The sequence below is a fragment of the Paenibacillus sp. FSL H8-0548 genome, from assembly GCF_038630985.1.
Lineage (GTDB): Bacteria > Bacillota > Bacilli > Paenibacillales > Paenibacillaceae > Pristimantibacillus.
This window is the reverse complement of the sequence record NZ_CP152049.1, coordinates 6,162,111-6,175,081: the sequence shown is the minus strand read 5'-3', so window position 1 is coordinate 6,175,081 and position 12,971 is coordinate 6,162,111. Positions and strand designations below refer to the sequence as shown.

General features: G+C 48.0%; 7 protein-coding genes. 6 read left to right on the top strand and 1 reads right to left on the bottom strand.

All coding sequences use genetic code 11. The annotated features are described in order from the left end of the window. Positions 1-21: 21 nt before the first annotated feature. From MHI37_RS26275 to MHI37_RS26255, 5 genes are all read left to right on the top strand, one after another. A complete protein-coding gene (locus MHI37_RS26275) occupies positions 22-1,044 on the top strand; it encodes an ATP-grasp domain-containing protein (protein WP_076335965.1) in 1,023 nt (340 codons plus the stop codon). A gap of 141 nt (positions 1,045-1,185) precedes the next feature. Then, positions 1,186-1,875: a hypothetical protein gene (locus MHI37_RS26270; RefSeq protein ID WP_076335888.1), complete on the top strand. Its 690-nt coding sequence runs from the start codon at positions 1,186-1,188 to the stop codon at positions 1,873-1,875. An 18-nt stretch (positions 1,876-1,893) separates the two neighbouring features. Further along, positions 1,894-2,988: a toxic anion resistance protein gene (locus tag MHI37_RS26265; protein ID WP_076335889.1), complete on the top strand. Its 1,095-nt coding sequence runs from the start codon at positions 1,894-1,896 to the stop codon at positions 2,986-2,988. A 311-nt stretch (positions 2,989-3,299) separates the two neighbouring features. Then, positions 3,300-3,866: a hypothetical protein gene (locus tag MHI37_RS26260; protein ID WP_076335890.1), complete on the top strand. Its 567-nt coding sequence runs from the start codon at positions 3,300-3,302 to the stop codon at positions 3,864-3,866. A gap of 61 nt (positions 3,867-3,927) precedes the next feature. Then, a complete protein-coding gene (locus MHI37_RS26255; protein ID WP_076335966.1) occupies positions 3,928-4,518 on the top strand; it encodes a thymidine kinase in 591 nt (196 codons plus the stop codon). Between the two features lie 64 nt (positions 4,519-4,582). Here MHI37_RS26255 and MHI37_RS26250 read toward each other — a convergent pair whose 3' ends face one another. Then, positions 4,583-5,029, bottom strand: coding sequence for a tellurite resistance TerB family protein (locus tag MHI37_RS26250; protein WP_076335891.1), 447 nt, complete (start codon positions 5,027-5,029; stop codon positions 4,583-4,585). A 287-nt stretch (positions 5,030-5,316) separates the two neighbouring features. On the opposite strand from MHI37_RS26250, the gene MHI37_RS26245 reads away from it, so the two are divergent. Beyond that, the gene (locus tag MHI37_RS26245) at positions 5,317-12,867 is read left to right on the top strand and encodes a glycoside hydrolase family 3 N-terminal domain-containing protein (RefSeq protein WP_256710238.1); all 7,551 of its coding nucleotides are present in this window, start codon (positions 5,317-5,319) and stop codon (positions 12,865-12,867) included. Positions 12,868-12,971 lie beyond the last annotated feature (104 nt).

Sequence of the window (12,971 nt, the reverse complement as noted above, 5' to 3'; positions counted from 1 at the left end):
TTAATGACAGGGAAGAAGGTAATGGGTATGACACGCGTATATATGAATCGGTGGTTTTCAGTAGCCTATCATTATATAAATATGATTCGGAACAATCCGGATGGACAAGCTTTTGAGTTTTTTGGCACGCATCCTGATATTAATCATATGTCATTGCTTGCGTCCGATCATATTGGAACGGAGCCAGCGGTATTTGGGCTGGATTACGTAAATTTTTGCGTAGATTTTTGCCGGAAAAATGAAATCGATATTTTCATCCCTCGACTGCATATGGAGGAAATATCTCGTTATGTACATTTGTTCGATGAGATTGGCACGAAGGTCATGGTTTGTCGTGACATTGAGCTGCTGGACGCTATGATCGAGAAGGATAAATTTTATGAAGCGCTGAAGGGGAAAGATCTGGTAACGATTCCCGACTACCGAGTCGTAAATACAGCGGAGCAATTCAAGCTGGCTTATGAGGAGCTTACTGCTGCTGGGCATAAGGTGTGCTTTAAGCCGACGATATCGGAGGGCGGAATGGGCTTTCGCATCATCGACAATGATCGTGATCCACTCCGTGACTTATATGGCTATGTGACCTTATCGACAACATTTGAGCAAGCTTATGAAACCTTGTCTCAGGCAGAGCGTTTTGATTCAATTATGGTGATGGAGCTTTTAGACGGTACGGAATATAGTATTGATTGTGTGTCTACCGCAGAAGGGGAGCTGCTTACAGCTATTCCTCGCCGCAAATCGACGGGGCGCACTTACCTGCTGGAGGAATCGCCTGAGCTGCTGGATATGGCCAGCCGCATTGCAGCAGCGCTGCGTATTCCTTACGCCTTTAATATTCAGGTGCGCTACAATAATGGCATCCCTAAATTGCTGGAAATTAATCCGCGGATGTCCGGCGGACTTTATATTACCTGCCTCTCAGGCGTGAACATGCCTTATTTGGCGGTTCAAGCGCTTCAAGGCTTAAAGGTAGAGCCGCCAGTTCCACAGTTTGGCATTCAAGCCGGCTATGTAGAGCAGCCGTTAATTATGCAGCAATAGCCGCTTTACAAGAAGAAGGTGACGGGAGTCCCTTCTTTTTTTATTTTTAAAATTGACTTCCCTATACTAAAAACGAGATAATTGGATTATGAAGACTAGCATAGACATCATGACAGGAAAGCTTAAAATGGAGGTGCAGCAATGAATGTTATGAAAAAAGGGTTAGGCATAGCGATTGCCAGTTATTTGGTCGCGCTGGTTGTTTACTGGATTTCTTCTCCCTATATAGCGATAGCTATACCAACAGCGGGTATGCTAATCGCGTTAACATGGAAGCAGCGCGGCAGGAAGGAAATCAATCAGCGGGAGAGAGAGCCTGAGCTGCAGCAGGGTGCGTCTAATCAACCGCCGCAGCCTATTGCAGCGGCTTCTGCCAATGTCCCTGCGCAGGCGCAGACTGCCCCCTCAGCTGCTTCACAGCCAGCCATCCAGGATCCAGAGCTTGCTTCTGCACTCGAATACATCGGAATTATCGAAGATATGATTTTGCTCGAAGGCGGAAAAAATAATTTAGATGATGAAATCGTACAGAAGACGCTTGCTTTGCTTGCACGTCTTAATCGACTGATTCCAGATTTGGTTGCCTTAGGGGATTCAAGCATCAATCACAACATTGTGCGATTGGTACGCAGGGATTTGAACTCGACCATCAATCCATTTCTGCGGCTGAGCGGCGAGGCGAAGCGTCAGAACAGGCGCCTGCTGCTTGATGGGATCAAGGATGTGGATTCCAAGCTTACTTTTTATACGAAAACGATTGAACAGAAGGATCTTATGGAGCTGCATACGAAGGCAGAATTGATTCAGCAGCGTTATCGACTTTCCGACTAATGAAAGGGGAAATGAACAATGGCACAACAGCTCGTACAATTAAAGAATGAAGATATTGAGAAACTGGAGCTTGAAGTACAGAGCACGATGCAGAAGGTAGCGACGACGGATGTTATGAATCTGGACACGCTAATGGATGAAATTACGAAAAAAGGCCAAAAGACGCTGGAGCGCTCCGGACAAACGTTAACGATGCTGGAGAGACCGTTATCGGATTTAATGTCAGGCAAACGTACTGAAGTTGCAAGCAATATGCTTAAGCTGCGCAGCGAGGTTGAGGACCTGAGCAGAAGCAAGCAGCTTACGTTCGTCCAGAAGCTGCTTCGCAAAGCGCCGATGAAGGAATATATTTATAAATACCAATCGGCGAAAACAAATGTGCAGGTCATCGTGAGCTCATTGCGGGACGGTCGCGACAATCTGGAAGAGAACGTCGTCCATATGAGAAACTTAAAGCGCAGCAGTTTGGACAATGTATATGATCTGCAGCTGCTTATTGAATATGGCAATCGCCTTAAAAAAATGTTCGAGGACGAGATCGCAAAGCCGGAGAACGAGCTAAGAAAAACTCATTTGGAGCGAGGCCTTCGCAAGGTCGTGACGAAGCTGCAAACGTATACGGAAATGATTATGCTTTATCAGCAAGCCATTGCAGCAACGGATATTATTAATGATACGAATGATAAGCTGATGGATGCGCTCGATAGCTCGATTGATAAAACGCAGCACTTGATGTCAGTTTCGGTCTTAATTGCAAGTGCAATCGATGATCAGATGAAGGCGATTGAAGCAGTCAATTCAACGAATGAGATGCTGGGTAATCAATTCGCTGAGAACGCGCGTCTTTTGAACGAAACAAGTGAAAAAGCGAATCAAGCGTTGACGAAGCCTGCGATGAGTATGGAGCTGGTGGAGCGGGCGATGTCAGACCTATTCTCAGCGATGGATAAGTATGAGAATTCAAACCGCCAAATCATCCAGACCGTATCACAGCAAACGGAGAAGATGACGCAAATCAATCAAAAGGTCGGACAGCGATTAGGCATTCAAGCGGGCTCAAGCGCTGCGCAGGCGGAGCTTCCAAAATCAGCAGCTAAAGGCTTTTTAGAGTAATCATTATACTAAGCATACGAGGGACGAGCTCTTAGAGGGCTCGTTTTTTTGCGTTTTTGAAAATATAGGAAAGGATATTGCTCATAAAAGTACGCTGGCCGGCATAGCCTTAAAGAAAAAACGAGGTGATTATGCTATGATTAGCGGTATTATCTTAGCGGCGCTGCTTGTTGTATTAATTGTCGTGGCAAGCTCGGAGAGGGCAGAAACCATCGTGGAAGAATTAGGCGTTTTTTGAAACAGGTAGTTGTGTCTAACTCCGATTTGGTATAATCGATATAAATTATACTAGCTGATCGGAGGTATTCCATTTGGAGTTTACCTATGAAATTATTTCGGAGTCCAATATTAACGTGCGCTATATATACGGCGGTGAATGGTTTACGTTCAACCTGTTCAATCGTGATGAGCAATGGGTGCTTCATCCCTTCGATTCCTCCCTTATTCGTAATAAGGATATGAGCAGGCTTGTCATCATTGACTTGCTCCAGCATCGGCCATTCCAAGTGATGCTTGCGAAGGAAGGAATTATTCTCTCAGAACTAAATACATCCATTTCTCTAGGTCAGCAGCAGGAGGAGCCGGAGTTCGAGGAGCTTCCTCGCAGGGACCGCGATTCGCGGCGTATCTTCGATGAGGAGCCGCCTAGCAGCAAAGCTCAAGCAGTCGATATTGATCGATTCATTGAGGAGAATGACCTTGAAGACTTGGTTCAGCAGGAGCTGCAGCTCGTGGAGCTGCGTCAAAACCTGTACAATCAAATTTTACATCGGATGTTCATGGCTGATTTAGGGCCGACAGATCCAGAGTTTCAAAAAATACAGCAAATTGTCAAGGCCTATGGTGATGCCAAAACGAAGCTTCTTGCGATAGAGTAACGAGCGGCAAAAACGAGTGTTCAAATATAGGAGCGTTGAATGATTTTTGGAGGAGATTGGTTTGGCACAGCTTTATTATAAATACGGTACGATGAATAGCGGCAAATCGTTTGAGATTATTAAGGTTGCACATAATTATGAGGAGCAGGGCAAGCAGGTGCTTATTTATTCGCCATCTGTCAGCGCAAGGGGGAGTGTATATCGCGTAGGCTCCAGGGTGGGCTTTGAGCGGGAAGCGATTCCGGTTAAAGAAGAGATGAATCTTTTTGAGAGTGTGAAGTCCCATGTGGCAGCAGCCTCCCCATCAAAAATTTATTGCGTGCTTATTGATGAGGCGCAGTTTCTAAAAAAGCATCATATATTGGAGCTAACTCAGGTTGTAGATGAGCTTAATATACCAGTCATGGCGTTTGGGCTCAAAAATGATTTTCAAAATCAGCTGTTTGAGGGCAGCTATAACTTGCTTGTTCAAGCAGATAAAATCGAAGAGATTAAGACGATTTGCTGGTTTTGCGATCGGAAGGCGACGATGGTCATTCGTTATAATGACGGTCAACCGATGAATGCCGGCGAGCAAATTCAGATCGGCGGCAATGAGGATTACAAGCCGGTGTGCAGGCGCTGTTATAATGACGCGTTCCGCAAGGCGTAGCCAGAATAAGAAAAGAACCTCCAATTCCACTTTTACAGTGGGCTGGAGGTTCTTTTTTCACTTATTATAGGCTGAATTCGCTTGGATCCAAGCCGAGTGTTTTGCAGATGTCGCGAACAGCTGCTTGCTCTTTGGCGTCAAAATCACCGTCTGCTGCGCCGATTGCGCTGCACACGCCAACAATAACACGGCCGATTTCCGGTTTGCCGCTATATTTAGCAATTGCTTTCAGCGCTTCCTGCTTGCCGATCATCCCGTCAAACTCGATATTGCCTACATAATGATTAAAGCGATTGATAACAAGAGTCATATCAAATACACTAAGCTCTTCGCTCCGGCCAATATAGCCAGCCATTTTTTGCTTCTCAGCAGCGTCGATGGAGCCGTCAGCGCCGGCTACAATCGCACAGCCAGCAACGACTGCATCGAGGAAGTCTTTATTTTTTAGTTTCTTAACCTGATCGGTTAGACCTTGCTTTGTATTCTGCAGCCATGATGAAAATGTACTCATTTTTTTGCAGCCTCCTAGTACTATTTTTAATCCCATATCTCTATTGTAAATTCTAATGGTGTCAATTAGCAAATTTTGCAGAAAAATGTCTGATTTCGTTTTGGCAGCTAATGTTCTGACAACGGTTGCAAAATGCGAAAAAACAATGCACATCATCGCAAGAATGCGCCATATTTTCAAATCGAAATCACTTTTATACTTGGAGGTAATCTACGCGCTGCCAAACCTTTTGGAGTTAAATGGCTGAAGCGGTGAGATTGCTATTAAAGTTTTGAGGAGGGCTTGGTTTGAAGAGAAAGATGTCAGTGATGACAGCAGTGCTATTGGTCGTTTCACTAATGACGAGTTTATTATCGGTTGGCGCGGCGCCTGTAACGCAGACTGTAGGGGCGCTTCCTGCGTACCTTGATCCATCGGAGAGTGTAGACGTCCGGGCAGCGGATTTGTTATCACGAATGACGCTAGAGGAACGTGTGGGACAAATGATACAGCCTGAGAAGGGCAATGCTACACCGGAGGAGGTAAAGCAATATTTTATAGGCTCGGTGCTAAGCGGCGGGGGCTCGTTCCCGAATGGCAAGCAGCAGGATAGCACGCGGGAGAATTGGCAGACGCTCATCGACAGCTATCAGGATGGTGCGCTGTCGACGCGGCTCGGCATTCCGCTCTTGTATGGTGTAGATGGCGTGCATGGGCATAACAATGTGAAGGGAGCGACGTTGTTCCCGCATAATATTGGACTTGGCGCAGCAAACAACGTGGAGCTTATGAAAAAAATTGGCGCTGCAACAGCTAAGGAAATTGGAGCGACCGGAGCGAATTGGGATTTTGCGCCGACGATCGCAGCGCCGCAGGACATTCGCTGGGGCCGTACCTATGAGGGCTATAGCAGCAATCAAGCAATCTCCAAGGTGCTTGGCGCGGCCTACATAGAAGGACTGCAAGGAGCAACTGCGCAGGAGCGCAGTGAAACGAAACATATCGTTGGAGCAGCAAAACATTTTATAGGGGAAGGCTACACGGATAATGGCACGAATCAAGGCAATATAACGAAGTATACAGAGGATGAGCTTATTGCAAGTGATTTGGCTATGTACAAGGCGGCTATTGATGCAGGCGTACAAACGGTCATGGCATCCTACCACAGCATTCAGGGGTTGAAAATGCATGCTAACAAGCGGCTGCTCACAGATGTGCTGAAAGGGGAGCTTGGCTTTAAGGGCTTCGTCATCTCAGATTACAATGCGATTCAACAAATTACCCGCAATCAAGAGGGTAACGCAGTAAGCGGCTTGAAAAATCAACTGCTCGTATCCGTCAATGCAGGTGTGGACATGTTCATGCTGACAGGTGATTGGAAGGCGAGTCTGAATCATTTAATTAGTCTTGTGAAGGAAGGCAGCATTACGGAGGAACGTCTCGATGATGCTGTATTGCGTATTTTGAAGGTGAAAATCTCGTCCGGCCTGTTCGAGAATCCGAAAACAGATTCGGATTTAATCGGCTACTTCGGTGCAGCCGAGCATCGCGCGCTGGCACGTCAGGCTGTGGCGGAGTCACTCGTGCTGCTGAAAAATGACGTAGTAAACGGTTCGCCGATTATGTCGCAGCTGAAGGACATGGACAAAATTTTTGTAGCTGGTAAAAATGCTAATGATATCGGCAATCAGGCAGGCGGCTGGTCGATTACATGGCAAGGGGCATCCGGTGCGATCACGACGGGAACAACGATCTACGAAGGGCTGCGAGAGATCGCGGGCGATTCAAAGACGGTAACGTATAACAAGCATGGACGCGGAGCAGCAGGCTATGACGTTGCGATTGCGGTCGTCGGTGAGACGCCTTATGCAGAAACGAATGGAGACAGGACAAGCTTGAATCTCGACGAGGAGGATTTGGCTACAATCGCGAATATTCGCGCAGCTGATCCAACGATACCGCTCGTAGTCGTTCTCGTATCCGGACGCCCGCTTACAATTGCGGATCAACTGGAGGATTGGGATGCTCTTGTGGCCGCGTGGCTTCCGGGAACCGAAGGGCAGGGCGTCGCTGACGTGCTGATTGGTGACAAGGACTTCAAAGGGAAAAATCCGATGAAGTGGCCGTTTTATTTGACAAATTATCCGATTGTGAGCGAGGACAGCACTAACGTCTTGTTCGATCTGGGTTATGGCTTAACGAGCGGACAAGCAACACCTGTACTGCCGGTGAAGCCAGTGCAGCCGGAGCTGCCGTCCTTGCCAATTCCAGGCAAGATCGAAGCAGAAGCTTACGCGGCAAAGAGCAGCGGCTTGAACACGGAGGATACGCAGGATACTGACGGCGGCCAAAATGTCGGTTGGTCCTCTGCTGGTGCATGGCTGGACTATAACGTAAAGGTGAGCGAGCCGGGCACCTACAGCGCTGCGTTTCGTTATGCTGGAAATGGCGCTGCAACAGGGATGAAGATTAAGACGGAAAACGGAGCAACCATAGGGACCGTATCTGTAACCTCAACAGGCGGCTGGCAAAGCTGGAGAACAGCGACCATCGACAACGTCGTATTAAGCAAAGCAGGCGTGCAAAAGCTGAGACTGGAGTTTATGGCAGGCGATATGAACTTTAACTGGGTTCAGTTTACACGTACGGGCGATGTACCTGTAGGAGGCGGCGGTGGCACGACGGATCCAGGTGATGGCGGAGATACTTCAACCGCCATAATTAATGGAGTGGTCGAGTCATGGGTTTCCAATGAACGTGATCCGGCTGATCGCAAATGGTATTACGCTGATCGCTATCAAGCGGAAGATAAGAAGCTGGAGAAGCAGCCTAATTTAGCGCTCGCGCTTCCGGATAACAAAGCTGTAACTACGATTACTCTCGATCCTAACAAAACATATCAGACGATGCTGGGCATCGGTTCTTCGATGGAAGAGTCGACGATTCATAATCTTGTGAAAATGTCTTCGGAGAAGCAAACAAAGCTGCTTCGCGAGCTGATCGACAAGGATAGCGGCATCGGCATGAGCCTGATTCGTTTAACGATCGGAACCTCGGATTTCACAGCGCAAACCTTCTATTCCTACGATGATTTGCCAGCTGGCGAAACCGATGTTGAGCTGGAGAAGTTTTCGATTCAGAAGGACATCGACTTTGGCATCATTCCGGCAGTCAAAAAAATACAGGCTATTAATCCAGATGTGAAATTTTTTGCATCGCCTTGGAGCCCTCCGGGCTGGATGAAGACGTCTGGCAGTATGATAAGAGGTCAGGTGAAGGAAGAATATCTTCCTGTGCTTGCCTCGTACTACGTGAAGTATTTGGAGGCCTATGCGGAGCATGGCATCTACTTTGAAGGCATGACGCTGCAAAATGAGCCTTTGCTCGAAATTGACTATCCAAGCACAGCGATGTCCTGGCAGCAAGCATCCCGCCTTGCAAAGCTGCTTCGCGCGAAGCTGGACATGAACAGCAATGCCAAGATCAAAAATGTGAAGCTATGGATGTTCGACCATAATCCTGGCGATACGATGGCGTACCCAGCTCAAATTTTGGGTAATCCGGTAGAAGGAGCATACGACGCTATTGAAGGAACAGCGTTCCATGATTACGGCGGAGAGCTCTCGATGATGACGGAGCTGCAAAGGCTGTTTCCTGCAAAAAGCGTTTATTTGACGGAGCGGGCTGTATGGGGTACTTCAGGTGCTGATCGAATGGCACAATATTTCCGCAATTATGCAAGAAGCTATAATAGCTGGGTAACGATGCTCGACAGCGATATTTCGGCTCATCAGTGGGTGGGCATTCCTGACCCTACGCCGGTTATACAGGATTCCTCGAACCCGGATCATTACTGGCTGCTGCCTGAGTATTATTTGATGGGACAGTTCACGAAATTCGTTAAGCCGGGTTTTGTGCGCATTGACAGCAACTATGGCTCTGCCTCGACAGTTACGAACGTTGCCTTCGCAAGCCCGGACGGCAAACAAATTGTAACGGTTGTTATCAATCAGACGAATGATCCGCAGCCATTCAAGGTTTTGGTTGACGGGCTCCAAATCAATGCGACGATTCCTGCTAAATCGGCTGCAACCTATCGTTGGAATCGCACCCAAGTGACTAGCGTTCCAGCAGAGATTGACGCTACGAGCTTCGCTTCGGCGGAGGGCGTATATCAGGTTAATCCGAATGGCTATCTCGGCTCCTTTGCATCAAATGGAACGGCTTCGTTTGATTATGTCATTAAAGTAGACGAGGCGGGCGAATATGAGCTTGATCTGGCACTTGCCGGTCATCAAACCGATAGCGCTGTAAGCTTTAGGCTGGACGGACAGCCGCTTATTACGCTTCCGATTCAGCAAACGACGTACCAGTGGGAGTATTTCGCAAATCAGCGCGTGCGTGTTGCACTTCCTGCGGGTACGCATAAATTAACGATGACCGTCAGCAAAAATGATTACAACATTAAAAGCATCACATTCACGAAGGCGGAGACAGCGCCAGTACAGCTTCCCGGACAACTGAAAGCAAGCGGGTTTACGGCTGCGCTTAATGTGCTGGTGAACGGCTCGGCGGTTAGCTATGCTGATCCTGGTGATTGGATGGAATATGTCGTTTCAGTGCCAGAGGATGGCGAATACGGCATTACGTATCAATATGCCACTACAAATGATGGCGCAAAAGCGCAGCTGGAAGCGGGAGGAAATGTTCTGAGTACGACTGAGCTTCCAAATACCGCCAGCTGGGAGGCTTGGGCAACAGCTTCGGATAAGGCCTATCTGACTGCAGGTATTCATACGCTTCGCATTCAAATTGTCGACAAGGGCTTTAACTTGAACACCATCGCCATTGGTCCAGCGATTATGGCGGATGCTTCTGGCATTACCGAAGGCGATGTGATAGGGAAAGAAATTTTTGTGCAGCTGTTTAATGATATTTACAAAGAAGAGCTGACTGCCTCGAACTGGCATGTCGCAGGATATGCAGGCACGGTAGTGGACAGCGTATACCGCGTGGACGATCATACAGCAAAGCTTATCGTCGGCGGAGCGGCAGCTAGAGATTATGATATTGACCGTACAGTCACAGTTACTGCCAGCGTGTATGAGGCGGCTTCAGGAAGTATCGGTCAGACGATGAAATCACAGGTGATCATTAAGGCGCTTAATGATCCGGAGAGTGTATCGTTGTCCGAGAGCACTCTAGCATATGGCGTTAATGGCAAGGAGCTTATATTAACGCTGACGGGCGGTACTTTCGCAGCGGATAAGCTTAATGCGATTACGCTTTCGGGCACAGCTATTTCTCTAGGAGGCGTATCGCTGCGCGGGACCGAGCTTCTGAGTCCTACTAGAGTAAAGCTTACGTTAGATTGGAACGCGAAGGTTTATTACAGCGATTTGACGCTTCAGGTTAACGTTCCTGTACAGGCCTATGATGATTCAACGGGAGACACAACGCTTGCTGCAGCAGCAGCTCTTCAGGGAACAGAAAACGTAAAAACGCCAATTGATTTGTTGAGTCTGGATTCCCTTGATAAATACAATAGGCAAAATGGGTTTACGATCACAGGTCTAGGCAGCACTAGCCAGTTAACCCAAATCGATGCTGGAGATTATGCGGATTATTTGGTCCATGTGCCAGCAAGCGGCAAGTATGCGGTAACGCTTAAGGTTACTTCAAACAGCCAAGTAATGAATGGTATTATTCTAGAGGCACAAGACGGTGCAGTAAGGAATACGTTGACCGTGCCTAATCTGTATAATCAGGTTGTGGAAATGCGGACGGTTATTACTCTAAATGAGGGCGATCAGAAGCTTCGAATTTTAGCCGGTGCATCGGGCTATGAGCTTAGGGGCATTAAATTTGAACCGCATGAAGTTCAAGTCATGGATGAGAGCGCAGCAATGAAAATTGAAGCGGAAAGCTACAGCCGCGCGGATGCTGCCGCCGTTCAAAGCAATATGGACGGACAAACGTTGCTGTTCAAAAATGTCGGCTTTATTGCCGCAGCAGGATCACTGTATTTTGACGTAAATATTGCGAAAACAGCGTTCTACAAAGTGACCTATCGTTACGCAACTCCTCAAGCGGGGGTAAGCGGAACGATATCGGTAAACGGCGAGAAGCTGTCCACAACTGCGCTTAGCGCAAGCGGCGGGTGGAACACGTATACGGAAGCATTCGGCATCGTCAAGCTCGCAGAAGGCGTTCAAACGCTTCAATTCACAAGCAATAATGACGGCGCCAATCTGGATTGGATTACACTGGAGGAGACAGAAGAAACAGGAGTGACTCCGGTTACTCAAGGCACTGTGGCTCTTCCGAAAGCGGGACTTAAAGTAGGGGGCTACAAAGGAAGCCAGCGGGTTACTCTAACCTCTGCTACAGAAGGAGCAGCCATTTATTACACGACAGACGGTACGCTGCCAAGCAGCACAAATGGTCAGTTGTACACTGGTCAGCTTACGTTGAAGGAGCTGACGGTGCTTCGTACTATAGCCGTCAAAGCGGGCATGAAAGACAGCTTTGTTGCACCATTTACGTATCGGATAACTGCTGGCGAGGAGCCGCCGATACCGACGGATGAACCAACACCATCGCCTGAACCAACGGCGACGCCAACGCCAACGCCGACATCAGGCCCGATCACAACGTCGCCAGCTGCGACTCCAGCAGTACCTTCAGGTGAGGTTGACGGCAATACGATCACTGCACCAAGGCCAGTCCTAGATGCAGCCAGTGGTTTAGGTAACGCAGCAATAAGCCAGGCTCAAATTGATGACGCTTTGAAGCAGGAGCAGGATGCTAAGGTCAAAATTGTGAAAATTGTAATTCCGAATGTGAGCACAGCTAATGGCTACGAGGTTCAATTGCCGCCAGCATCCATTAGCGATGCGAAGCTATCGGTGCAATATGAGATTCAAACGAATATAGGAACGGTCATCGTGCCGAGCCATATGCTGAAATCATTGCCGTCAGGTACAAAAAGCGTGTCTATCGTTATTGCGAATGCGGACAAGGCCAAGCTAAGCGAAGAAGCGCGCGCCGCCATCGGAAGCCGTCCGGCAGTTGAGCTTCAGCTGTATGTGGATGGCGTAAAGGTGGAATGGAGCAATTCAGGGGCAGTGGTAACCGTATTGCTTGATTACAGCTTATCTGCTCAGGAGAAGCAAAGCTCTGAACATATTACCGTATGGTATTTCGGAGCATCAGGCGAAGTTGTTGCAGTACCAAGCGGTAAGTACGATCCTGCGACAGGTATTGTAGTGTTTACAGTTAATCACTTCAGCACTTATGGCGTCGTATCGGTTCACAAATCGTTCGACGATCTGGGCAAGCATAGCTGGGCGAAGCAAGCGATCGAGGTGATGGCTTCCAAAGGCGTCATCAACGGGATATCAGACAACGCCTATGCTCCAGCACAAAAGGTGAAGCGAGCAGATTTCATTACATTGCTCGTGAAAACGTTAGGGCTCAGCGCAGACGTTAACGGGAATTTCAACGATGTCGCTAAGGATGCCTACTATTATGATTCCGTTGCTATCGCAAAGAAGCTTGGCATAGTGACAGGACGTTCAGACGGTTCGTTTGATCCGAATGCTGCGATAACAAGGCAAGAAATGTTTGCCATGACAGCTAGAGCACTAAATATGTCTGGCAAGAAGCTGCAGGCGGGAAGTGTAGACGAGCTAAAAGCGTTCACGGATTTGAAACAGCTAGCGTCCTACGCAGTAGACAGCTCTGCACTTCTTATAGCGAACGGTATTGTGAAGGGTGATGGCTCGAAGCTTAACCCGCTCGGCCACACGACACGCGCAGAGGCTGCTGTTATTATGTACGCGATCTATAACAAGTAAGCTTCGTACAATTAGCAGCAAATAGGTGTGAAAAATAAGGAGAAGACAGATGATGGCTGCTGCCATGGTTTGTCTTCTCCTTTGCTTTGTGTTGCATTGATAGA

Coding starts and splice junctions, on each gene's coding strand:
- MHI37_RS26275 (WP_076335965.1), top strand. CDS start 22: ATGGGTATGACACGCGTATATATGAATCGGTGGTTTTCAGTAGCCTAT.
- MHI37_RS26270 (WP_076335888.1), top strand. CDS start 1,186: ATGAATGTTATGAAAAAAGGGTTAGGCATAGCGATTGCCAGTTATTTG.
- MHI37_RS26265 (WP_076335889.1), top strand. CDS start 1,894: ATGGCACAACAGCTCGTACAATTAAAGAATGAAGATATTGAGAAACTG.
- MHI37_RS26250 (WP_076335891.1), bottom strand. CDS start 5,029: ATGAGTACATTTTCATCATGGCTGCAGAATACAAAGCAAGGTCTAACC.